Consider the following 21,792-nt stretch of genomic DNA (forward strand, 5'->3'; position numbering starts at 1 on the left):
TAAAGTCTGTTCAACATGCTTTCACTTACATCACCTTGGGCCAGGATGGCAAATAGGGCAAGCAGGTCTAGTAATTTCAGGAGGTACATATGTGATGGATGCGGAACGCACGAAGGTTACAGTTGATATATATGGACATCAATATAAATTAGTTGGGAATTCCAGTGTAGATTATATGAAGCGAGTGGCGCTGCTGGTGGATGAGAATATGCACAAGCTGGCAGCCGCTTACTCGCGGCTGGACATGCCGCGTATCGCAGTGCTGGCGGCAGTGCATATGGCGGATGAGGTCTATCGCCTGCGGGAGGACAAGGAGCTGCTTCGCGCAGAGAAGGACAAGAATAGGCAGCTTTCGCTTCAACTGGAGGAGCTGCAAGGCAAGCTGGCGGGTCTGAACGAGGAGCTGGCCGAGCAAGAGAATAAGCGCCAGATGGGACTGGATCAGCTTCGCGAGGAATGGAGCGGCAGGCTGGAGCAGAGCGAGGCGGAATGGAGCGGCAAGCAGGCGCTCGCGCTGGAAGAATTCGAGCGTCAGCGCCAGGAGCTGGAGCAGCAGTGGCAGCGGCGGCTTGCCGAGCATGAGGAGCAGCGGCTTGCAGACTTGGAGCAGCATGAGGAGCAGCTAGCTGAGCTGGAGCTGCAGCGCGAGGCAGCAGCAGGGCAGTACGAGGAGCGCATGGCGGAGCTGAGGCGTGAGGGTGAGGCAGCCAGAGAGCTGCATGCCGCTGAGCTCGCTGCACTGAGGCGCGAGCTTGAAGCGGCTGTGCAGCAGCATGAGCGGGCTGTTGCCGAGCTCGTTCAGGCGCATGAGCAGGCTTGCGAGCTGCAGGCGCTGCAATGGGCGGAGCAGCGCGAGCAGTTGGAGCAGGAGTATGCTGCGTTGCAGGAGAACTGGGAGCGTGAGCGCGAGGAGCTGGGAGCGAAGCATGCTGCCGAGCTTGAGGCGCGCGAGCAGAGCTGGCAGGCGGTTGCCCAGCAGCATCAGCAGAAGTGGCAGCGTGAACGCGAGCAGTTGCAGCAGCAAGCGGAACAGCGGCTCGCCGAGTTGGAACAGGAGCATGGACGCAGGCTGGAGGAGCTGCAGGGACAACTGGCCGAGCAGGAAGAGCAGCGGCTCACCGATCTTGTGCAGCATGAGGAGCAGCTTGCTGAGCTGGAGCGCGGCCGTCAGGCGCTGGCAGAGCGTCATGAGGAGCAGCTCGCGGGGCTGGCAAGCACCCATGCGCAGGCGCTGGCGGCACAGCAGGAGCAGCACGAGGAGCAGCGTCGTCTGTGGGAGCAGGAGCTTGCTGAGCTGAGCGCAGTCTGGGAGCAGGAGCGCCAGCAGCTCGAAGCAGAGCAAGCGGCTCATCTGGAGCGTCTGCAAGAGCGCGAGCAGCACTGGAACAATGCTGCGGAACAGTGGAAGCAGCAGTCGGCGCAAGAGCGTGAGCAGTTGCAGCAGCAATGGGAGCAGGAGCGAGCTGAGCTGGAGCAGGCGCAGGTGGCTGCGCTGGCTGAGCTTAGAGCAAGCGGCGAGTCGGAGCTGGAAGCAGCTCGCGCGGAGGCTGCGGCGATGGCAGAGCAACTTCGCACAGCATTTGCGAGCGAGCGTGAGCGACTGAATGCGCAATGGGAGCAGCAACTGGCCGAGCATGAGGAGCAGCGTGCCGCGGTGCAGCAGCAGTATGAGCAAGAGCTGGAAGCAGGCCAACAGCTACTGCAGGCCGCACGGGAGCAGCATGAGCAGGCGCTGGCAGAGCAGCAGCAATGGTCGGCTGCGCAACTGGCCGAGCGCGAAGCCGAGTGGGCTGCGGAGCGCGAGCAGCTCAAGCGCCAGGAGCAGCAGTTGCGCGAGAGCTTTGCGTTCCAGCGCGAGGAGCTGGAGCAGCAGTGGCAGCAGCGCATTGCCGAGCATGAGGAGCAGTTGGCTCAGCAGCAGCGCGAGCTGGAGGCGAAGCTTGCGGAGCGCGAGCAGCAATGGCAGGAGCAGAGGCAGCAGCTCGCACAGGAGCAAGAGGAGCTGCTTGCCGAGTTCGAACAGCATTGGAATGAGGAGCACGAGCGAATCCGTAAGGAGGCGGCGGAGCGCGAGCAGGCGCTTGTGCAAGCACATGCGGAGCAGCAGGCTGGCCTGGAACGGCAGCGCCTGGAGGAGCAGGAGCAGTTGGAGCAACTGTGGGTTGCTGAGCGCAAGCAGCTTCAGGAGCAGAAGGAAGCCGAGCTGTCCGAATGTGAGCAGTACTGGCGTTCAGAGTTTGAGCGGCTGGCAGAGAAGATGGCGGCAGAGCGCGAGGAGCTGGAGCAGCAGCATGTGCTTGAGCTGCAGCAGCGGGAGGAGCAATGGAATCGTGAGTTTGACGCCCGTGTAGAGGAATGGCAGGCTTATAAGCAGGCGCTGGAGCAGGAGAAGGAGACTGCACTGCAAGAATGGGAGCAATATTGGCAATCCGAGCTGGACGGAGCCAAGCAGCAGTTCGAGCAGGAGCGGCAGGAGCTGCTCGCCGAGCATAGTCGACAGCTTGCAGAGCGCGAGTCGGGCTGGCAGTCGCAGCTTGAGACGCAGCGCAGCCAGGCTGAACAGGAGAAGCTGCGACTGGTCGAGCAGCAGGATCAGTATTTGCTAGAGCGCGAGTCAAGCTGGCAGTCGGAGCTGGAGCGTCTGCACCAGCAATGGGAAGAGGAGAAGCAGTTGCTGGCGGCGGAGCAGAAGCAGCAGCTAGCAGAGCGTGAATCAAGCTGGCAGTCGGAGCTGGAGCGACTGCACCTGCAATGGGAAGAAGAGAAGCAGTTGCTGGCGGCGGAGCAGGAGCAGCAGCTAGCAGAGCGCGAGTCGAGCTGGCAGTCGGAGCTGGAGCGACTGCACTTGCAATGGGAAGAAGAGAAGCAGTTGCTGGCGGCGGAGCAGGAGCAGCAGCTAGCAGAGCGCGAGTCGAGCTGGCAATCAGAGCTTGCGGAGCTGCGGAAGCAATCATTGAAAGAACAGCAACAGCTTGCGGAGCGCTTGAAAGAGGAAGCCGATGCGATGCAACAGCGTGCTGTTAAGGAGCAATGGAAGGCGCAGCAGGAACGCGAGCAGTTCTGGGAGCAGGAGCGCGAGCGGCTGCTGGCAGAGGCGCAGGAGCGAGCAGCTCAGCTTATGCAAGAGCAAGAGCACCTGAAGCAGGAGCTGGAGAGCCAGTGGAATGGCAGACTGTCTGCGGCAGCAAGCCAGTGGGAGCAGGAGCGCGAGCAGATCGCTGCCACGGCAACGTCGGAGCGCAAGGAGGCTGAGGAAATCTGGCAAAGCAGCTTCGTCGAGCTTCGCAAGCAATATGAGCTGGATGTAAGCAAATGGCGTGAGCGTTGTGACGATGCCGAGCATCGCGCGCTTGAGCTGATGGAGCAGGAGGAGGAGCTGCGGGGAATGCTGGAGCAGCTTGAGGCCGATCTGGCTCGCCAGCGCGCTCGGAATGAAGAGAGTACGCAAACAGCACAGGAGTATGAGAGCAGAGAATCGGAATACCAGCTCCGCCTGGAGCAGCTTGAGGATCAGTTGTTCAAGCAGCGTGAACAACTGTCTGCGGCCTACAAGCTGGGTAACGAGCAAAAGGAGCAGCAGCGTGAGCTTCATGAGCAATTTGAACAACTGAAGGCAGAGCTAGACCGCTACAGTGGCCTGGAGCAGCAGCTTGCAGATCAACGGAAGCAACTGGAGGCTCAGATGGCCGAGGAGCGCAGTCAGTTCGAGGCGCAACTGCAAGAGGCGCTGGAGCAAGCTGAACTGGCGCAGGATGGAGAGTCGCAGCTACAGCAGCGCGAAGCCGAGTTCTCCCGGCAGATGGAGGAGCTTCGCCAGTTAGCCGAATCGGCGCGAGCCGAGAGCGAGCATCGGATAGGCGAGCTGGAGCGGCTGAAGGAAGAGCTTCAGTCGAAGGAGCAGCGTGAATCGACGCTTCAGCAGGAGCATGAGCTGCTCAAGGAAGAGCATGACAAGCTGCGGATTGAGTATGCGAAGCTCCAGACGGAATATAATGAGTGGATCGAGCTGATCGAGCAAAGCTAGCCGTGTCCCCTGAGGCTTGCACGATTACTCTAGGCAAGGAGGGCAGAGCAGTTCCATGTGAACTGCTCTGTTTTGCTGTCTGAGGGTCAAGTATGTTATCAGCAAGCTATACATAAAAAAACTCCACAAGCCAAGAAGAGTCGCCTCTTCACCTGGCTTGCAGAGCTCGCTGATCGTCTGCTGCTTATTCAACGATTAATGTAGCTTTCATCTCCGCGTGGCCGGTGCCACATGGAATGTTGCAGTGAATTTCATATTGGCCAGCATCATTGATGGTGACTGTCTCCGATTTGTTCTGCGTGACCTTGATGTCCAGATTGGAGATTTCAATGCCATGCATACCGGAATTGTTCTTGAGGCTGATCGTTACGGGCTCGCCCTTCTTCACTCGGTACTCCTGCTGGTCAAATTTGTAGTTGCTGGCTTGAATGACAAGAGATTGGCCATTAGCTTCAGCACCTCCTGTCGCCGTATTGTCAGCAGGCGCTTCGGTTTTGCCGCCACAAGCGGCAACGATAAGCAGCAATGTCAGAGCCATCGTTACTAGCAAAAATTTTCTATTCATTTACACATTCCCCTTTATCCGGATATTTGCTTGTTCAACAAGCATGCGATGATATTGTATCCCAAATATGGAATGACTGCAAAGTGACAAACTATTGAAGTTAATTTGAACAATTGTTGAACGGATGGAATCAGGCTAGTGCAGGGCAAAATGATGGAAGCCGGGTGTGAAGAGTATGAAGTATATGCAGTGTAGGATGAGTATGTAACCCCATAACGGCGGAAAGACTGGTGCAAGCAGTCGTATCCGCCGTCTTATGGTTATTTTTGTCTGCGTCCTGCCTCATATGGAGTACTGACCGGGATGAAGAGGTCGATAATCCCGATGACCAGTGCAGCAAGAATGGCACCCAGCACAGAGACGGCAACGCCGCCCACGATGAACTGGGCAAGCCATATGACCAGTGCGCTGCAGAGGAATCCGACGATGCCGCGGCCAAAGGGAGATACTTTCTTGCCGAAGATGCCTTCAATAACCCAACCGAGCGCTGCGATGACAAGCGCCAGGAAGAATGCGCTCCAGAACCCGCCTACACTAAAGCCGGGAACGATAAATCCAACCACCATCAGCACAAGCGCAGAGACGATAAAGCGAACGACATGTCCTAGAAAATGCATATTGAAATTCCCTCCTTAATATGAAATGTGCAAATGCTGTGCTTGGTTAATACTATTCCCTGATCCCGTGAAATCATTCGGACAGGATTAGCGGTTCAACATGGCGTCTTGTCTGTTGATCCGCTATAATATAGCAGAGAGGAGTTGTGCTCGTTTTGAACGATAAAATATTGACTACACTGGAATATTCCAAGATTATAGATCGGCTCGCCGCCCATGCAGCAACGGCGCTCGGCAAAAACGTTGCACGGGCGCTGTCCCCGAGCAGGGAGCTGGAAGAGGTTAAGCGCTCTCTGCAGGCTACCGATGAGGCATACAAGGCGGATCGGCTGAAGGGAAGCGCGCCCTTCGGCGGCGTGACGGACATCGCCCCGGCTCTGCAGCGGGCGCGGATTGGCGGCATATTGAACCCGTCTGAGCTGGCAGCGATTTCATTGACTGTGCGCGGCGCAAGAAGAGTGAAGCGCCACATTATGACGCTTCACGACGATGATGCGATACCGATGCTGAACCATCTTGCTGAGCAGATCAGTGAATCCAGAGAGCTGGAGGAGCAGATCAATGCCTGTATTGACGACCAGGCTGAGGTGATGGACAGTGCCAGCTCGGAGCTGGCCTCGATCCGCCGCGAGCTGAAGGTGGGCGAATCGCGCATTCGCGAGAAGCTCGATCAGATGGTTCGCTCCTCCTCTGTGCAGAAGATGCTGCAGGATGCGATTATCACACTGCGCAATGACCGCTATGTCATCCCGGTCAAGCAGGAGTACCGTTCTCACTTCGGGGGGATTGTACATGATCAGTCCGGCTCGGGAGCGACACTGTTTATTGAACCGGAAGCGATAGTGAATATGAATAACAAGCTGCGGGAGCTGCATGTGGCCGAGACGCGGGAGATTGAGAAGATTTTGCTGCGCTTGACCTCCGTTGTGGCAGAGTATGAGCCGGACCTGATGCTGGATCTGGATCTGCTCGGACAGCTTGATTTTGCCTTCGCGAAGGCGCGTTTTGCCCATGGCATGAAGGGGACGCTGCCACGGATGAATGACCGCGGCTTCCTCAAGATCAAGCGCGGACGCCATCCGCTGATCGATCCGGCGGCCGTTGTTCCACTCGACGTCGAGCTGGGCAATTCATACAGCGGGATCATTGTCACCGGCCCGAATACGGGGGGCAAGACGGTATCGCTCAAGACGATCGGCCTGCTCAGTCTGATGGCGATGTCCGGCCTGTTCGTCCCTGCTGAGGACGGTACGCAGCTATGTGTGTTCGATGCCATCTATGCAGATATCGGCGATGAGCAGAGCATTGAGCAGAGCCTCAGTACGTTCTCCAGCCATTTAACCAATATTATTCGTATTCTGAGCTCAATGACGCCCAAAAGCCTCGTACTGCTCGATGAGCTCGGGGCGGGAACCGATCCGGCAGAGGGCTCTGCGCTTGCTATTGCCATATTGGAGCATATGCATCGCAGCGGCTGCCGCATTGTGGCGACGACGCATTACAGCGAGCTGAAGGCGTATGCGTATAACCGCAAAGGTGTCATTAATGCGAGTATGGAATTCGATATTCAAACCCTCAGCCCGACCTATCGGCTGCTGGTTGGTGTGCCTGGACGAAGCAATGCATTTGCGATCGCTGAACGGCTCGGCCTGCCGCGTCATATTATTGATCATGCGCGCGGAGAGGTGAGCGAGGAGGATATGCGGGTAGACAGCATGATCGCTTCGCTCGAGGAGGATCGTCTGAGCGCCGAGGCAGAGCGCAACACGGCCGAATCGCTGCGCCGGGAGCTGGAGGAGCAGCGCCGCAAGTTTGACGAGCAACGCGAACGGTTTGAGCAGCAGCGGGACAAGCTGCTGGTTAAGGCGCAGGAGGATGCCAAAGAGGCGGTCGCCAAGGCGAAGCGCGAGGCGGAGCAGATCATCTCTGACCTGCGCAGGCTGGCACAGGAGGAGGGTGCTTCGGTTAAGGAGCATAAGCTGATCGAAGCAAGACGGCGGCTGGATGAAGCGGAGCCGCAGCTTCGCAAGCAGGGAACCAAGGGCGGTGCAGCCAAGCCCAAGGCTCCGCAGAAGATTGGAGCAGGCGATGAAGTGATGGTCTACAGCCTCAACCAGAAAGGGCATGTTGTCGAGCTGACAGGCGGAGATGCACTGGTGCAGCTTGGCATATTGAAGATGAAGGTCGGTCTGAATGATCTGGAGTTGGTCAAGTCTGCTCCCGCGCAGCCACAGCAGCAGAAGCAAGCGGCTAGCCTCAAGCGCAGCAAGGACGACCAGGTTCGTACCGAGCTGGATCTGCGCGGCGCCAACGTGGAGGAGGCGATTATTGAGGTGGATCGTTTCCTCGATGAAGCGTTCCTGTCTAACATGGGGCGGGTCTATATTATCCATGGCAAAGGAACCGGGGTGCTCCGTACCGGTATTGCCGATTATTTGCGCAAGCATCGGCACGTCAAAAGCTATCGTTTGGGCGAATATGGTGAAGGCGGCGCAGGCGTTACCGTCGCCGAGCTGAAGTAAGGAGGCACATCGCGTGAGAAATGAAAGTGTAGTGGACTCTCTGCTTGACAACCCGTATACCAGCACACTGGCCTTCGTATCGGTTGCTGTTCTGGCGCTCATTGTCTGTCTATTTTGCTTTGAGCTGGTCACACGCTATAACTGCTGGACGGAAATCAAGAACGGCAATCTGGCGGTCGCAATGGCTACCTCAGGCAAAATTTTTGGCATATGCAACGTTTTCCGCTTTTCGATCCAGGCCAATGATACGGTGTATCAGGGGATGATCTGGGCGCTGTTCGGTTTTGCTATTTTACTTGCCGCTTATTTTTTGTTCGAATTTTTGACACCGGTATTCAAGATTGATGATGAGATTAAACGGGACAATCGCGCTGTCGGCTTGATCGCGATGATGATCTCGGTCTCTCTTTCTTATCTGATCGGAGCTACAATTATTTAAAATTGCGCATGAACATGGCTGGCTGTCCGTTACCGTTACGAGCGGATGGCTGGCTGGACGCGCAGCGAAGGAGTACGGATATGAAATATTTATGGGGAACCTTATTCGCGCTCGCGGTGCTGTTTATTGTGCTGGGCGTTATTTATTTGAGTTAAAGGGGATGGAATCATGAGTGAAGCTACAGTATGTCCGTGGTGTCACAGCGAGATCGTCTGGGACCCGGAGCTAGGGCCGGAGGAGCACTGCCCGCATTGTGACAATGAGCTGGACGGTTACCGGACACTCAAGCTGAATCTGGATGAGGATGAGAGCGACGAGGACGAGTATGAGGAAGAAGATGACAGCGATGCTGGCAGTAAGACGGAGCCGTACCTGGATGAAGAAGAGCAGCAGAGCAAGCAACCGCCTCATCAGGCCATTCTGGCGTTGGAGGAGCATGTGCAGCAGCTCCTGAATGGACAGGATGATCTGCCGGAATGCCCGTCCTGCCGGGAATATATGATCGAGACAGGAAGACAGCAATTGGGAAGCAATGTTGGATACGTACCGCGCAAGCTGGAGGCCGATGAGCTGTCGCTGCTGCCCGATCCAGTTGAGATGGTGTGGTACGTCTGCCCGTCTTGCTTCGAGACGAGGAGTAAGCTGTCCTATGAGGCGCAGCATGCCTTTGCCCGCCGCCTGAGCGCGATGGAATAACGTGGCCGTGCCGGAATGGTAATCTCTATATAGCATGTCCTCTCAAGCTTCGGGGAATCTTATGTGCAGCAAGCTTCTTAGCGCGCATAAGTCTACGGCAGGCAGGAGGGAATTCGTGTGGAGCGCACCAAATCAATCTGGCAAGCGCCCCTCCAGCAAGCTCGCAGTAGCGCTGCCGAGCTTGACGGGGACGCGGACAGGAACAGAGGGAGAAAGCCGGGAGCACTGGATAGGCAGGCGGCATTGCTGCTTGCGGTACAGGCGATGTTCGCTGTAGCCAATGCACTGTCAGGCACATTCGTACCTGTCTATCTGTGGAAGACAAGCCACTCCTTCATGCTGATCGGATGGTTCACGCTCTGTCACTATCTCATCTCATGCATCACCTTTTGGTTGGCAGGCAAATGGGTGAAGGAACGGAACAAGATGAACAGCCTGCGAGCGGGTATCGTGCTGTCAGGCATCTTTTATCTGATGGTGCTATTGCTGGGCGAGCAAGCAGCAAGCTACATGCTGTTGCTGGGCGTAATACAAGGGATGGCATCAGGCTTTTTTTGGCTTGCTTATAATGTGGTCTACTTTGAAATTACGGAGCCGGACAATCGTGACCGCTTTAACGGTTGGGCAGGGCTGCTCGTCTCTGGATCAGGAATGCTGGCTCCATGGATTTCGGGACTGCTCATTACTGCATTTGCAGGCAACACTGGCTATCGTATTGTTTTTTCTCTATCCCTGCTGGTGTTTGTGGTTGCGGCGGTCATAAGCTTCTTCCTGAAGAGGCGGCCGATAGCGGGGAGCTATGATTGGGGTCATGCGTGGCGCACGCTCCGCAGCAGGCATCTGCCTTGGCGTCATGTGTTTCTGGCGCTGACTGCTCAGGGCATGCGTGAGGGCACATTTATGTTTCTCGTTGGTCTGATGGTCTATATTGCAACAACCAACGAACGCAAGCTGGGCGACTTCACGCTGTGGACGTCGCTGGTTGGACTGCTTGCCTTCTGGATCATCGGGCGGCTCATGAAACCGCATATGCGCCGACTGTCGATGTTATGGGGTACGCTAATGATTATAGTCGTCATCGTGCCACTGGTCTGGAAGATAAACTACACGACGATGCTGTGGTTTGGAATTGGAACCGCGCTGTTTCTGCCGCTTTATACGATTCCTATGACATCCACAGTATTTGATCTGATCGGGAAGTCTGAGGAGAGCGCCAGACAGAGAGAGGAGTTCGTCATCTTGCGTGAGCTTGGCCTCGTATTCGGTCGAATGCTGAGCGTTGGCGTGTACCTGCTGGTCATGTCAGTGACAACAGCGCCGCATGCCATGGCCTGGCTGCTGCTTGGCGTCGGCTCCGCCCCGCTGGCAGGCTGGTGGCTGTTGAGACGGTATGTTGGGGGGAGAGTCCCTGAAGGGTGAGTGCTTATGGCGAGAGTAGTACAGAGCATTACTGAATTGATCGGCAATACGCCTGTTGTGGCGTTGAGCAGATTGCCCGGCTTGGCAGGCGCGCAGGTGCTGGTGAAGCTGGAGCGCTTCAATCCAAGCGGCAGTGTCAAGGATCGTGCAGCCTTTGCCTTGATTGAGCAGGCTGAACGAGCAGGGCTGATCGCACCTGGCGCGACAATCATCGAGCCGACCAGCGGCAACACTGGTATCGGCCTCGCGATGAATGCTGCGGCGAGGGGGTATCGGCTGATCCTGGTCATGCCGGATAATATGAGCCAAGAGCGCATTCGACTGCTGCAGGCTTACGGTGCGTCTGTGGAGCTGACTCCTGCAGCGCAGCGGATGCCAGGCGCGATTCGCCGGGCACTGGAGCTGCAAGAACAGCATCCTGGCAGCTATATTCCGAATCAGTTCGAGAATCAGGCCAATCCGGACATCCATCGCCACACGACGGCACAGGAGATTATGCGCCAGACAGGAGGCAAGCTGGATGCCTTCATCGCGACTGCTGGTACAGGCGGAACGGTAACCGGGACAGGCGAGACGCTGCGAGCGTTGCTGCCGTCCCTTCATATCGCAGTCGTTGAGCCGCAAGGCTCGCCGGTTCTGTCAGGCGGTCAGCCTGGACCACATAAGCTGGTCGGTACGAGTCCGGGATTTATCCCGGCGATCTTGAATACCTCGGTCTATGATGAGATCATTCAAGTGTCCGATGAGGCAGCATTGGAGACGATGCGCGCATTGGCGCGCACAGAGGGTCTGCTGCTCGGTCCTTCATCCGGCGCTGCTGTGTGGGCAGCGATGCAGGTCGCTAGCAGACTGGGCTCCGGGAAGACCGTGCTGTGCATTGCGCCAGATACCGGAGAACGTTACTTGAGCATGGGCGTCTTCTGACGCCCGGTCCGGGTACGCTGCCATTGCTTGAGCGCGGTGTGAATATGACTGCGCCTGCTTGCGATGTAATCCATGATGAATCTATATTCCCCCTCGAAGGCAGCATGCGACCATTTGCGTGTGACATCATCCCGTATAGCCGGAGCGATGCTGTCATGCATCGCGCGCACGAGCGGTTCCAGCTCGCGCTCGGTGAACACCGTTTCGATCAGCTCTGCCAGTAGATTTTGATATTGTTTGCGACAGGATGGCAGCTCCAATAAGCGCTGAGTCAGTAGATTGTAGCCCTGGATGCGAACAAGCTCGACGTCGCACGGCTTCCCATAGCAATTTCTTCCCCATGTCCCTTCATAATCCCACGGAATCATCGCATATCGATTGCTTTTCCGATCCTCATATAACGTATAGTTTTGGTCAAATCCATCATAATTGCCTGTCAGCACCGCTCCTGCAAGCCATCTGATATAAGCATCCGAATTCACCCGTTTGAGCACAAGATGGCGAAGCTCGCGCCCTTGGCACAGATTCAGCTTGCGTACAAAGGAAGCCAGACGTGCCCGGTCAGCCTTGCCGCCTGCTTGCAATTCATACCCGTCGTACCAGGAACGCTTGCGCTTGCGGCTGACGGGATCGATGGCTCTGAAGTTGGCGCTGTCATGGATCGCATAGTGGATGGATCTGCACTCGATATCTCGTTTGTCGAAAAAGGCTTGATCCACAGCCTCAATCTCCAGATATACGCCGAGCGGCTGACCATTCCATTCCACCAGGCAATGTCGCGTCTTCGGGGCAGGCGTGCCGATCATCTCAAATAAGCGGAATGATAACGCATTGCGGAGCATGGATGGATCGTCATATTCTGCATTCCAGTGCAGAGTGACGCCGTTGTCCAGCATGACCTCGTAGGATTTTTTGGGATAAAGCCGGGTATGTCCTCCACGGTGGCGAATATGAGCGGCATGTTGTGTACCATCGATCTCAAGCCGTACCGGAATAAGGCGCTTGCTCCATACATCCTCCTGCTCCATGATCTGTAAGGGATTCGATTCAATCGTGATGCTGCGCGAGGGAAGGCTGCCGTACCACATGACATATGTCCTCCTGGGCAATTAGTAAATGCTACCCCACCGCCTTGCGGCCGGGCGAAATAATGAAAGCCTATCTGTAGGAGATAGGCTTGTTGTGCTATAGACTATTCCATCTGCTTCCTGATGGTTACTCGGTCTCCGTCCCTTCTCCCGGCTGCTGATTCTCTTGAATATACCAGTGAGGCGGCCAATGGGCAGGGAGCTTGTAATAACCGCCAGAACGGTGTCCAGGCGTCCGCAAGCCGCCTGTTCTCTGCCCCAGCGTGCGCTGTCCTGGCGTTCTCAAGCCAGGCGTTCTCTGCCCTATCGTGCGCTGTCCAGGTGTCCGCAGGCCAGTCGTTGGCCCGATAGCTCCTGGTGTTCTTGTGCCCAAGGTTCGATGTCCTGGTGTGCACTGAACACCGCGGGTGCGCGAGCCCCAGGTGCGATGCTCCCAGATTGCGCTGCGATGCTTCTCAAGTGCATGTTGTTCCCGACGGTTGCGGTGCTGATGCTTCTGGCGTGCAGTTCCTTTCGTTGCTGAGCCCTTGGCGCGGCTTCCTGCTTTCTTCTGTTTCATTCTCTCAACTCCTTTGGCTTGTTCTATATAAACTATGCAGTGCTGCTAGAGGTGGAGCGGGTGTTTGCGCAGGAGCGCTGCTGATTTTTTGCAAAATCATCATTTATCTAGTAGTAGTCCGATAGGGAGATTCCATATAACAAAAGATACGGACGGTCTGATTGGCTTACAACCGCATAGGAGCTTTCCAGCCCGGACATAATATGGAGGGTCTTTCCTTGCAATAGCTGCGTAGGCAGCTTCAAGCATGAACCCACAAGACAGGAGGATGCCATATGATGCAGCCGTTAACGGCCAAGGAAGTAGAGTATATCGTTGATTCAATCTCCAATGAAGATTTGCTGATGAAGCAGTGTGCGGCGGCGGCAGCTACTGCGAGCCATCCGGCACTTCGTCAGATTTGTACGCAATTTGTACAAATCCATGAACAACACTGCCATACACTGATGCAATCACTTAGCAATCATCAGTCGTTGGCCCCGACACAGCCGACCCAATAACGATTCCAAGGAGGCAGACACAGCTATGCATTACAACCAACAGCAGCATGCAATACTGCAAGATGAAGACCAGGCCTACAGCATCCTGGCAGATCTCAAGCGCGTTACGCGCGAATATGCGACGGCAGCAACAGAATCAAGCTGCGACCAAGTCCGTCAGATGTTTACCAGCCTGCTGAACTCGACCCTGCATCTGCAAGGTGAGCTGTATAAGATGATGAAGCAGAACAATATGTACAGCGCCGCTTCACCATGCCTGAGGCAGGAGATCGACAAGCAGCTTCAGCAGAACAAGCAGACGCTGGACAAGACGCAGCAATTTGTGCAGGGGTTGGTGGGACAAGGAGGCGGCATGGGGCGTCCGGGGTTTGCGAGTGTATCGATGCCGCAGCACATCCCTCCAACACAGATGCAGCAGCCGCAGCATCCGAACAATTATATGTAGCCGCAAGCTTGGCCGCCGTTACGGCGGCTTTTTTGATATAGGGGCGGCGGCTCTATGTTGATTGCAGGAACCTATATTTCGTTGTAATATAAGGATTATGTATCAAGGCGGATGCCGAGGAGGCTGTAAGGATGGAAAAACTGAAAAATGATGTGCTGGAGCTGCTGAAGGAAGACGCGCGGCGCGGCCCGGACTTGATCGCGACCATGCTGGGTGTGCAGCAAGAGGAAGTGATTAAGGCAATCGATGAGATGGAAAAGGATCATATCATCGTCAAATATGCAACGATTGTCAATTGGAGCAAGATCAGTGAGGAGAAGGTCACGGCGTTGATCGAGGTGCAGATTACGCCGGAGCGTGGACGCGGGTTTGAGGGCATTGCCGAGCGGGTCTATCTGTATCCTGAGGTGAAGTCGGTCTACCTGATGTCGGGCGATTACGATCTCTTGGTCGAGGTGGAGGGGGAGACGCTGCGCGATGTGGCATCCTTTGTCTCCAACAAGCTGTCCCCGATAGACAAAGTGCTGTCAACGAAGACATTTTTTATTCTGAAGAAATACAAGCAGGACGGAATTATCTTTGCTGATCATGAAGATGACCATCGACTGCTTATTTCTCCTTAACATAAGGATGGTGAGCTGTCATGATAAAAGATGAACAATTGCAAGCTTCCCGGCTCGAGCGGCGCCGGTCGATGGCAGACTATTTGTCGCCTGTGGTGAAGAGCATCAAGCCTTCGGGAATCCGGCGTTTTTTTGATCTGGTCAGCGAGAGCAAGGATAGCGACATGATTACGCTCGGCGTGGGCGAGCCTGATTTTGTGACGCCATGGCATGTGCGCGAGGCCTGTGTCTACTCGTTGGAGAAGGGCAAGACCCAGTATACGTCCAATGCGGGCATGCCAGAGCTGCGCCATGCAATCGCAGGCTACCTGGAAGAACGATTCAACGTCAGCTATGATCCGGGTAATGAGATTCTGGTCACCGTTGGCGGCAGCGAGGCGATTGATCTGGCGCTGCGTGTGCTTATTAATCCAGGCGACGAGATTCTTGTTCCTGAGCCCTGTTACATCTCCTATTCTCCCATTACCTCCATAAGCGGAGGCGTGCCGGTTGGGATCGAGACCTTTGCCAAGGACAACTTCAAGCTAACCGCTGAATCGCTCAAGGCCAGCCTTACGCCGCGCTCCAAGGTGCTTGTTCTCTGTTACCCGAGCAACCCGACGGGCGGCATTATGACCTATGAGGACTGGCTGCCGATCGCGAAGATTGTGGAGGAGCATGACCTGATCGTCATAACGGATGAAATCTATGCCGAACTGACCTATGGCAGCAACCATGTAAGCTTTGCGTCGCTGCCAGGCATGAAGGATCGTTCGATTCTGGTGAGCGGCTTCTCCAAGGCGTTCGCCATGACAGGCTGGCGCATGGGTTATGCGTGCGGTCATCCCGACCTGATCTCGGCAATGCTCAAGGTGCATCAGTATACAGTAATGTGCGCGCCGGTTATGGGGCAGGTTGCAGCTCTTGAGGCGCTCACGAATGGCCTGGATGAAATGAAAAAAATGATGGATTCCTACAACCAGCGTCGCCGTCTTGTTGTACGCGGATTCCGCGACATCGGACTTGACTGCCATGAGCCGCAGGGGGCATTCTATGCCTTCCCGTCGATCGAGTCCACTGGACTCAGCTCGGAGGTGTTTGCTGAACGGCTGCTCCGGGAGCATAAGGTTGCTGCTGTGCCGGGCAATGTGTTCGGCAAGGGGGGAGAAGGCTTCATCCGCTGTTCGTATGCGACATCGGTCTCTCAGTTGACAGAGGCTATCGACAGAATAGGCCACTTTGTGCACAAGCTGAAGCAAGGCTGATCCAGTTGGTATATCTTTCATATTTGTATTTCTCGATAAAATTTGATATAATTTAACAAAATTAGATTTATTTTGAGGGATACGTCGAATCGTGCTGCTGTGGAATCGCCTTTCATTATTCTTGGTGGAGGATGATAGCCAGGAACAGGAGGGATAACGATGGCTTTCATGGAACGGATCGTCGTCAGGCCTTCGGGCCGCATATCCCCTAAGCTCCGCAGACTGGAGGATGAAATCTGCCATCTGCGCAAGGTGATGGAGCAGACCTATAGCCAGGAGGAGACATTCAATTCCGATGTCGTCATCCATATCAGCCGCAAGCTGGATCACAAAATCAATGAGTATATGAGAGAGAAGCAGTTGTGCGCGAGAGCTTAACAGCCGCTGCTGTCTGAGCGTTATACCTTGGCCGACAGGCCGATCCGGCTGCTTCGTCGAAGCGGCGCAGCCGGATTCGTCTGACTGCAAACATAGGGCTGTCCCTTGACGCAGCGATGCTGCTGATCGGGAACAGCCCTTGTGTTGTGGAGCTATTTGGCAAAGACGTGATTGCCGATGGTGACCGTTGTCGGTCTGCTGCGCACCCATTGATTATCCGTTTTGGCAGGGTTATAGAACAGAATTGCCCCACCGGACGGGTCGCTACCCGTCATGGCCTCATCGACAGCGCGAATTGTCTCCGCACTCGGCTCGGCATCGTAGATGCGTTTGTCCAGAACGGGAGAGTATTGATAATAAGATTTTCCGTTGTAGTGCGTAACCTGGAAGATCGTCTCCTTGATCGTATCTGGCCAGGCGGGGTCTTCGACCCTGTTAAGTATGGATGCAGCGACAGCTACCTTGCCTTGATAGCTCTCGCCGCCCGCTTCAGCTTCCGTTATGCGGTATAGCCATTTCATGTCTTCCGCGCTGGCGTCTGCGACCCGAGTGCGACTGCTGGTCAGTTGCTTCAACTTCATGGGTTGGTTCGTATAGAGAGAGACGCTGTGCGTCGCGGCGTCATACTCCGCGCGCATCCCCAATTTGTTAGCCGTATAGGCGAGCGGCACATACGAGCGGTTGTTCTGCAAGAAGGCAGAGGGACTCAATTCCTCGCTTTGCCACTGGGTCTGACCGTTCCATAGCAAGCTGGCGTAGCTGCGGTTGACGGGGAAGGCGAGGATGACCGAGGAATGGCGTATGACTGCTGAGCGGTATTGCTCATCCCAACTGACCTGGGCTCCTAGCTGGTTGAACAGAGTGGCGGGCACCATCATCCGATCTTGAACTAGCGCTGCTGGGGTGGTGATGGGTGTGCCGTCGACGATCAAGCTCGTCGGGGTGATCTGCGTGTCCTGGGCATGGGCCAGCGGCGTTGCTGCAGTCAATGTCCAGGCCATGCAGGCGATCAGAAACATAGTCTTGCCTTTGAATCTCATGAATATCTACTCCTCCTATCCGTAGTCTACTCTACTACAGGTAGAATTGTAGATGCCATGGAAATAATAGCCTTGCCTATTATTAGGAGATAGAATTGCATTTGCGAATGTCGTTACATATGCTGTTTGAGAGAGCGGCGGTTGATAGAGAAGGACTATTGCCAGGCGCGGTTATAGGCCTTATTTGGGCGGGGCACAAGGTTATGGTATAGTAAAATAAGTGTGTCAAACCACGTAAGCAGGAACGGGGGCGGGCAAAGGATGAAACTATATACGCGGACGGGAGACTTGGGGGAGACGGCGATTATCGGGGGACGTGTGACCAAGGATGATCTGAGAGTGGAGGCCTATGGCACCATTGATGAGCTGAATGCTTTCACTGCTCAGGCGGCTTGGCAGGCAGGGCAGTATGCGGAGCTGCATGATCTCGCACAGCGTCTGGAGTTTGTCATGAATCTACTGTTTGACTGCGGCTCTGATCTGTCCTACGCGGATGAGCTTGAACCGACCTATAAGCTCGGCGCAGAGGATGTGACTGTGCTGGAGCAGTGGATTGATTTCTATCAGGAACAAGCACCACCTATACGGCAGTTTGTACTGCCGGGTGGGAGCGGACTGGCAGCCGCGCTTCATGTGTGCCGAACCGTGTGCCGTCGCGCGGAGCGTCGCGCGGTGCGACTGGCGGCGATTCGTCCGTGCAGTCCGCATGTGCTCGTCTACTTGAATCGGCTGTCGGACTTTTACTTCGCTGCGGCCAGAGCCGCGAATGCGAGGCTAAATATCGAAGATGTCCATTATATCCCAGGATTGAAGGCGGATGACTTATTCTCATGACAGAGATGCAATATTATGAGCCACTGAAGCTGACGATAGCCCCCCAGGACGAGGGTATGCTGGTGCGAACGGTGCTGGAGCGCCGCCTTGGGGTATCGCGCAAGCTGATGTCGCGGCTCAAGCTGACAGAGCAAGGGATTACATTAAATGGGCAGAGAGTGTATACCTCTGTAAAGGTAAAGGCGGGCGATGAGCTGGCGATTCGCATGGAGAAGGAGACGTCGGATGATATTTTGCCAGAGCCGATGGAGCTGGACATCCTCTATGAGGATGCCGATCTGCTGCTTGTCAACAAGCCTGCGGGTGTCATTGTGCATCCGACGCATGGGCATTACACAGGCACGCTGGCCAACGGTGTTGTCCATTACTGGCAGCAGCGGGGGGAGCAGGTTCGCTTCCGCCCCATTCATCGGCTGGATCAGGACACATCTGGCGTGGTTGCCATAGCCAAGAATCCGTATGTTCATCAGCAATTATCCGAGCAGATGCAGCAGGGGAAGATGGACAAGGAGTATTATGCTTTCGTCTACCATCTGCCATCTCCATCGTTAGGGACGGTGAATGAGCCGATCGATCGTGACCCGGAGCGGCCGCATATTCGCATCGTTACGGAGAGCGGCTATCCTTCGATTACCCATTATGAGACGATAACGAGCTATGGCAACGGAGCGGCCGCGCTGGTCAAGCTGAAGCTGGAGACGGGCAGAACCCATCAGATTCGCGTCCATATGCAGCACCTTGGTTGTCCGCTCATTGGAGATGAGATGTATGGACTGATCGATATGGATGAGTCATGGATGAAGGAGGCTGAGCAGGCTGCAGGGCGCCAGGCGCTTCATGCCCGGCTGCTGGCCTTCACCCACCCTGCTACGGGAGAGCGGATGACGATCACAGCACCGCTGCCTGTCGATCTGCTCTGGCTGGAGCAGCAGTTGCAGACGTTAGCTGTATACTAGAGAGCAAGAGAGAGCAAGAGAGAGCAAGAGAGAGCAAGAGAGAGGAAGAGAGAGATGTCCAAGCTGACCGTGTATCATTACGCCAAGTGCGGCACATGCCGCAAAGCCGTCAAATGGCTGCAAGCAGCAGGCCATGAGCTGGAGCTGCATGATCTGTTCGAGACAGCGCCGAGCACTGAGGTCATTCGCGACTGGATTGAGCGCAGCGGACTGGAGAGCAAAAAGTTCTTCAATGTGACTGGCGATGCGTACAAATCACTCCAACTGAAGGACAAGCTGTCGCAGATGAATGAGCAGGAGAAAATAGAGCTGCTGGCATCCAATGGACGGCTGATCAAGCGACCGGTCGTCGATGACGGGGAGCGAGTTACAGTGGGCTTCAGGGAGACAGAGTTTATACAGATATGGGGTGACTAATGGCACAGAGAAAACATGAAGAAGGAAAGAGCCGCAATCCGTGGTGGTTTATAGGCGCGGCGCTGCTGTTCCTGGCGACCAAGGGGAAGACGGTGCTGCTGCTGCTCGGTAAGTTCGCCGGGCCATTAGTCAGCATGGCGGTCACGATCGGGGCCTATGCGCTGATCAGTCCTGTCTGGTTCGCCGTAGGCTTTGTACTGCTCATTCTGGTGCATGAGCTGGGTCATGTATGGGCAGCAAAGCGCAAGGGGTTGCCAGTCAGCGCGCCATTATTTATCCCGTTTATTGGAGCGCTCATTACGATGAAGCGTCATCCGAAGGATGCGGCGACGGAGGCTTATATTGCGCTTGGGGGCCCGCTGCTCGGCACGTTGGGTGCTATGGCAGTGTATATTGCAGGAGTCGTACTGGATAATCCGTTGCTGTTCGTGCTGGCGAATGTCGGATTTCTGATCAATCTCTTCAACCTCCTGCCGATTCATCCGCTGGATGGCGGGCGCATCGCGACAGCAGTAAGCCGCTGGCTGTGGGTTGTCGGTCTTGTTGGAGGCGCCATTGTTCTTGTCTATCGATTCAGCTTCCTGATGTTTTTAATCTGGTCGTATTTTGCCTGGAATCTATACCGCACCTATATCAAGCGGAAGAAGAATAACCATCCCGATTCGGTTACCAGCATCTACGAGGTTCGCCTGGAAGAGCTGAATCTTCCAGATTGGTTCCTGACTGCGCAGGAGCGAAGGCTGGAGCTGGGATATAACAGCTTTTGCCGGCTCACGGGAGAGCACATCGTCCAGTTCGAATGGGAGGTGCTCAGCTTCCGCGGAGAACTGGAGCTTCCAGTACCAGGCATCGTGCGCCGCGTGGAGCTGGAGCGGAGCCGTGTCATCGAGAAGGATGGGGAAAGGAAGCTGGAGCTGCTGGTTCGAGTGGAGTTCGAGCGGTACGAGAATGACCGATACTATGAAGTTCCGCCATCTACCCGCTGGAGGTTTGGACTGGCTTATGGCTCGCTGGCATTGTTCTTGATCGCTATGATGTGGAATATTCATGAGATGGGCTTAGATGTTAGCCTAAGGTGATGGAGGGAAAGGGATCGTGAACAAGAAAATAACAGGGCGCTGGCGCTCCGAGCGGCTTGGCGCGCTCGGTTCGGCGATCTTTGCAGAGATTGCGGGATGGAAGGAGGAGGCGCTGCGGGAGGGGATCGATGTGATTGATCTGAGCATTGGCAGCCCCGACCTGCCGCCAGCCCCGATCATCCGCGAGGCGTTAAGCCGTGAGGTGATGCTGTCGGAGCGCTATGCGTATCCCGCATCGCGCGGCAGTGCCGCGTTCCGGCATAAGGCGGCGGAATGGCTGCGCTGGCGCTTCGGTGCGGAGCTGTGTCCAGACCATGAGCTGGTCACTCTCATGGGCTCGCAGGATGGACTGGCGCATCTCGCGCTAGCGGTAACCAATCCAGGCGATGCGGTGCTGGTGCCTGATCCTGGCTATCCGATCTATGCAGCATCGCTGGCAATTGCCGGGGTAGAGCCGATCAAGGTGCCGCTGCGGGCAGAGCATGGCTTCCTGCCGGATCTGGATGCGATTACAGAGGAGCAATGGGGACGCGCCCGCTTCATCCTGCTCGGCTTTCCAAGCAATCCGGTCGCCTCGGTGGCCGAGCTATCGCTGCTGGAGAAGCTGGTGGCACTTGCCAAGCGCCATCAGGTACTGGTTGTGCATGACCTGGCCTATTCGGAGCTTGCCTTTGACGGCTTCCGCCCGCCGAGCATTCTGCAGGTTCCCGGTGCGCTGGATATTGCTGTCGAATTTCATTCCTTGTCCAAAAGCTTCAATATGGCGGGCTGCCGAATCGGGTTTCTGGCTGGCAACCGCGAAGCCGTCGGAGCGCTTCGGGACTTGAAGGCCAATATTGACTATGGAGTGTTCGATGCAGTGCAGCAGGCAGGTATAACGGCGCTGGATGCGGATATGCGGCGTCAATTAGAGCCGGTTGCCCCCATCTATCAGAGGCGGCGCGATCTGTTCGTTCCAGCACTGGCAGACGCTGGCTGGCAGGTGCCGCTTCCGCGTGCAACGATGTTTATCTGGGCGCCGCTGCCGCCAAGAGCAGTGTCGAAAGGCTGGAGCGGCCGTCGGATTTCCCGGGAAATGGTGAAGCAGGCGGGAGTTGCTGTCGTACCTGGAGAGGCATTTGGCGAACAAGGGGAAGGCTACGTGCGCATTGCGCTTGTTGAGCCCGAGGAGCGATTGGCGGAGGCTGCGAGTCGAATCGGGCGATTTCTGAATGCCATAGATTAGGTCGAGTATGAAAACCCGTTCAAGGGCAGCTCTTACCACCTTTTTGCATCATGCTGCGTTGCCGTTTCTTGAGGTACCCCGGTATGATTTCGAAAAGCGCCTTGCCTGGAAAGGAAATCCTGCCAGTTCTGAAATGTTCATAGTTTTCAGACAAGCCTTAGATGCGAAACAGGGAATCTCATGAGATTCCCTGTTTTC

21 protein-coding genes are annotated in these 21,792 nt (G+C 55.7%); 16 read left to right on the forward strand and 5 right to left on the reverse strand.

What is annotated here, in order from left to right; genetic code table 11:
* Nucleotides 1–94: 94 nt before the first annotated feature.
* The gene (gene zapA, locus ACY1JZ_RS15420; protein ID WP_462629986.1) at nt 95–4,024 is read left to right on the forward strand and encodes a cell division protein ZapA; all 3,930 of its coding nucleotides are present in this window, start codon (nt 95–97) and stop codon (nt 4,022–4,024) included.
* A gap of 184 nt (nt 4,025–4,208) precedes the next feature.
* Here zapA and ACY1JZ_RS15425 read toward each other — a convergent pair whose 3' ends face one another.
* Both ACY1JZ_RS15425 and ACY1JZ_RS15430 read right to left on the reverse strand, forming a co-directional pair.
* Complete coding sequence (locus tag ACY1JZ_RS15425) at nt 4,209–4,589, reverse strand: cupredoxin domain-containing protein (RefSeq protein WP_462629951.1); 381 nt, start codon at nt 4,587–4,589, stop codon at nt 4,209–4,211.
* A 260-nt stretch (nt 4,590–4,849) separates the two neighbouring features.
* A complete protein-coding gene (locus tag ACY1JZ_RS15430) occupies nt 4,850–5,206 on the reverse strand; it encodes a phage holin family protein (protein ID WP_462629952.1) in 357 nt (118 codons plus the stop codon).
* Nucleotides 5,207–5,361: 155 nt separating this feature from the next.
* On the opposite strand from ACY1JZ_RS15430, the gene ACY1JZ_RS15435 reads away from it, so the two are divergent.
* From ACY1JZ_RS15435 to cysK, 5 genes are all read left to right on the forward strand, one after another.
* On the forward strand, nt 5,362–7,728 hold the full coding sequence (locus ACY1JZ_RS15435; protein ID WP_462629953.1) for an endonuclease MutS2: 2,367 nt from the start codon (nt 5,362–5,364) through the stop codon (nt 7,726–7,728).
* Nucleotides 7,729–7,741: 13 nt separating this feature from the next.
* Entirely contained in the window at nt 7,742–8,167 is a 426-nt protein-coding gene (locus ACY1JZ_RS15440) for a DUF350 domain-containing protein (RefSeq protein ID WP_462629955.1), read from the forward strand.
* A 168-nt stretch (nt 8,168–8,335) separates the two neighbouring features.
* Nucleotides 8,336–8,863, forward strand: a complete 528-nt coding sequence (locus ACY1JZ_RS15445) for a hypothetical protein (RefSeq protein WP_462629956.1) — start codon at nt 8,336–8,338, stop codon at nt 8,861–8,863.
* A 117-nt stretch (nt 8,864–8,980) separates the two neighbouring features.
* The gene (locus ACY1JZ_RS15450) at nt 8,981–10,282 is read left to right on the forward strand and encodes an MFS transporter (RefSeq protein WP_462629958.1); all 1,302 of its coding nucleotides are present in this window, start codon (nt 8,981–8,983) and stop codon (nt 10,280–10,282) included.
* A gap of 6 nt (nt 10,283–10,288) precedes the next feature.
* Nucleotides 10,289–11,206, forward strand: a complete 918-nt coding sequence (cysK, locus tag ACY1JZ_RS15455; RefSeq protein WP_270169607.1) for a cysteine synthase A — start codon at nt 10,289–10,291, stop codon at nt 11,204–11,206.
* Here the strand turns inward: cysK and ACY1JZ_RS15460 are convergent.
* Nucleotides 11,182–12,294, reverse strand: a complete 1,113-nt coding sequence (locus ACY1JZ_RS15460; protein ID WP_462629959.1) for a CotH kinase family protein — start codon at nt 12,292–12,294, stop codon at nt 11,182–11,184. The genes cysK and ACY1JZ_RS15460 overlap by 25 nt on opposite strands.
* A 127-nt stretch (nt 12,295–12,421) precedes the next feature.
* The gene (locus ACY1JZ_RS15465; protein WP_462629960.1) at nt 12,422–12,853 is read right to left on the reverse strand and encodes a hypothetical protein; all 432 of its coding nucleotides are present in this window, start codon (nt 12,851–12,853) and stop codon (nt 12,422–12,424) included.
* 275 nt (nt 12,854–13,128) lie between these two features.
* Between ACY1JZ_RS15465 and ACY1JZ_RS15470 the strand changes: the two genes are divergently transcribed.
* The 5 genes from ACY1JZ_RS15470 to ACY1JZ_RS15490 all read left to right on the forward strand — a co-directional run bounded on the left by ACY1JZ_RS15470 (nt 13,129) and on the right by ACY1JZ_RS15490 (nt 16,043).
* Nucleotides 13,129–13,353, forward strand: coding sequence for a hypothetical protein (locus ACY1JZ_RS15470; protein WP_270169613.1), 225 nt, complete (start codon nt 13,129–13,131; stop codon nt 13,351–13,353).
* A 25-nt stretch (nt 13,354–13,378) separates the two neighbouring features.
* Nucleotides 13,379–13,798, forward strand: coding sequence for a spore coat protein (locus tag ACY1JZ_RS15475; RefSeq protein WP_270169615.1), 420 nt, complete (start codon nt 13,379–13,381; stop codon nt 13,796–13,798).
* 131 nt (nt 13,799–13,929) lie between these two features.
* On the forward strand, nt 13,930–14,421 hold the full coding sequence (locus ACY1JZ_RS15480; RefSeq protein ID WP_462629961.1) for an Lrp/AsnC family transcriptional regulator: 492 nt from the start codon (nt 13,930–13,932) through the stop codon (nt 14,419–14,421).
* A gap of 20 nt (nt 14,422–14,441) precedes the next feature.
* Nucleotides 14,442–15,665, forward strand: coding sequence for an aminotransferase class I/II-fold pyridoxal phosphate-dependent enzyme (locus ACY1JZ_RS15485; RefSeq protein WP_462629962.1), 1,224 nt, complete (start codon nt 14,442–14,444; stop codon nt 15,663–15,665).
* Nucleotides 15,666–15,824: 159 nt separating this feature from the next.
* The gene (locus tag ACY1JZ_RS15490) at nt 15,825–16,043 is read left to right on the forward strand and encodes an aspartyl-phosphate phosphatase Spo0E family protein (RefSeq protein ID WP_462629963.1); all 219 of its coding nucleotides are present in this window, start codon (nt 15,825–15,827) and stop codon (nt 16,041–16,043) included.
* A 152-nt stretch (nt 16,044–16,195) separates the two neighbouring features.
* Here the strand turns inward: ACY1JZ_RS15490 and ACY1JZ_RS15495 are convergent, their stop codons facing one another.
* Nucleotides 16,196–17,083 carry a cell wall hydrolase gene (locus ACY1JZ_RS15495; protein ID WP_462629964.1) on the reverse strand — a complete coding sequence of 296 codons (888 nt, stop codon included), beginning with the start codon at nt 17,081–17,083 and terminating at the stop codon, nt 16,196–16,198.
* 261 nt (nt 17,084–17,344) lie between these two features.
* On the opposite strand from ACY1JZ_RS15495, the gene ACY1JZ_RS15500 reads away from it, so the two are divergent.
* Genes ACY1JZ_RS15500 through ACY1JZ_RS15520 form a run of 5 tightly spaced genes read left to right on the forward strand, consistent with a single transcriptional unit; the run spans nt 17,345 to nt 21,594 of the window.
* Nucleotides 17,345–17,917, forward strand: coding sequence for a cob(I)yrinic acid a,c-diamide adenosyltransferase (locus tag ACY1JZ_RS15500; RefSeq protein ID WP_462629966.1), 573 nt, complete (start codon nt 17,345–17,347; stop codon nt 17,915–17,917).
* Nucleotides 17,914–18,873, forward strand: a complete 960-nt coding sequence (locus ACY1JZ_RS15505; RefSeq protein ID WP_462629967.1) for an RluA family pseudouridine synthase — start codon at nt 17,914–17,916, stop codon at nt 18,871–18,873. Before ACY1JZ_RS15500 ends, ACY1JZ_RS15505 begins: the two co-directional genes overlap by 4 nt.
* Before the next feature lie 54 nt (nt 18,874–18,927).
* Complete coding sequence (locus ACY1JZ_RS15510; RefSeq protein WP_462629969.1) at nt 18,928–19,290, forward strand: arsenate reductase family protein; 363 nt, start codon at nt 18,928–18,930, stop codon at nt 19,288–19,290.
* Nucleotides 19,290–20,369 carry a site-2 protease family protein gene (locus ACY1JZ_RS15515; protein ID WP_462629971.1) on the forward strand — a complete coding sequence of 360 codons (1,080 nt, stop codon included), beginning with the start codon at nt 19,290–19,292 and terminating at the stop codon, nt 20,367–20,369. Before ACY1JZ_RS15510 ends, ACY1JZ_RS15515 begins: the two co-directional genes overlap by 1 nt.
* 13 nt (nt 20,370–20,382) lie before the next feature.
* Nucleotides 20,383–21,594 (forward strand): aminotransferase class I/II-fold pyridoxal phosphate-dependent enzyme, encoded by a 1,212-nt coding sequence (locus ACY1JZ_RS15520; RefSeq protein ID WP_462629988.1) that lies wholly within the window; start codon nt 20,383–20,385, stop codon nt 21,592–21,594.
* The last annotated feature ends 198 nt before the right edge of the window (nt 21,595–21,792 follow it).

The sequence above is a fragment of the Paenibacillus sp. J5 genome, assembly GCF_054955055.1.

Excerpts from the sequence above, each read along its gene's own strand:
- zapA (WP_462629986.1), top strand. The coding sequence starts at position 95 with ATGGATGCGGAACGCACGAAGGTTACAGTTGATATATATGGACATCAA.
- ACY1JZ_RS15425 (WP_462629951.1), bottom strand. The coding sequence starts at position 4,589 with ATGAATAGAAAATTTTTGCTAGTAACGATGGCTCTGACATTGCTGCTT.
- ACY1JZ_RS15430 (WP_462629952.1), bottom strand. The coding sequence starts at position 5,206 with ATGCATTTTCTAGGACATGTCGTTCGCTTTATCGTCTCTGCGCTTGTG.
- ACY1JZ_RS15445 (WP_462629956.1), top strand. The coding sequence starts at position 8,336 with ATGAGTGAAGCTACAGTATGTCCGTGGTGTCACAGCGAGATCGTCTGG.
- cysK (WP_270169607.1), top strand. The coding sequence starts at position 10,289 with ATGGCGAGAGTAGTACAGAGCATTACTGAATTGATCGGCAATACGCCT.
- ACY1JZ_RS15460 (WP_462629959.1), bottom strand. The coding sequence starts at position 12,294 with ATGTGGTACGGCAGCCTTCCCTCGCGCAGCATCACGATTGAATCGAAT.
- ACY1JZ_RS15465 (WP_462629960.1), bottom strand. The coding sequence starts at position 12,853 with ATGAAACAGAAGAAAGCAGGAAGCCGCGCCAAGGGCTCAGCAACGAAA.
- ACY1JZ_RS15470 (WP_270169613.1), top strand. The coding sequence starts at position 13,129 with ATGATGCAGCCGTTAACGGCCAAGGAAGTAGAGTATATCGTTGATTCA.
- ACY1JZ_RS15475 (WP_270169615.1), top strand. The coding sequence starts at position 13,379 with ATGCATTACAACCAACAGCAGCATGCAATACTGCAAGATGAAGACCAG.
- ACY1JZ_RS15480 (WP_462629961.1), top strand. The coding sequence starts at position 13,930 with ATGGAAAAACTGAAAAATGATGTGCTGGAGCTGCTGAAGGAAGACGCG.
- ACY1JZ_RS15485 (WP_462629962.1), top strand. The coding sequence starts at position 14,442 with ATGATAAAAGATGAACAATTGCAAGCTTCCCGGCTCGAGCGGCGCCGG.
- ACY1JZ_RS15490 (WP_462629963.1), top strand. The coding sequence starts at position 15,825 with ATGGCTTTCATGGAACGGATCGTCGTCAGGCCTTCGGGCCGCATATCC.
- ACY1JZ_RS15495 (WP_462629964.1), bottom strand. The coding sequence starts at position 17,083 with ATGAGATTCAAAGGCAAGACTATGTTTCTGATCGCCTGCATGGCCTGG.
- ACY1JZ_RS15500 (WP_462629966.1), top strand. The coding sequence starts at position 17,345 with ATGAAACTATATACGCGGACGGGAGACTTGGGGGAGACGGCGATTATC.
- ACY1JZ_RS15505 (WP_462629967.1), top strand. The coding sequence starts at position 17,914 with ATGACAGAGATGCAATATTATGAGCCACTGAAGCTGACGATAGCCCCC.
- ACY1JZ_RS15510 (WP_462629969.1), top strand. The coding sequence starts at position 18,928 with ATGTCCAAGCTGACCGTGTATCATTACGCCAAGTGCGGCACATGCCGC.
- ACY1JZ_RS15515 (WP_462629971.1), top strand. The coding sequence starts at position 19,290 with ATGGCACAGAGAAAACATGAAGAAGGAAAGAGCCGCAATCCGTGGTGG.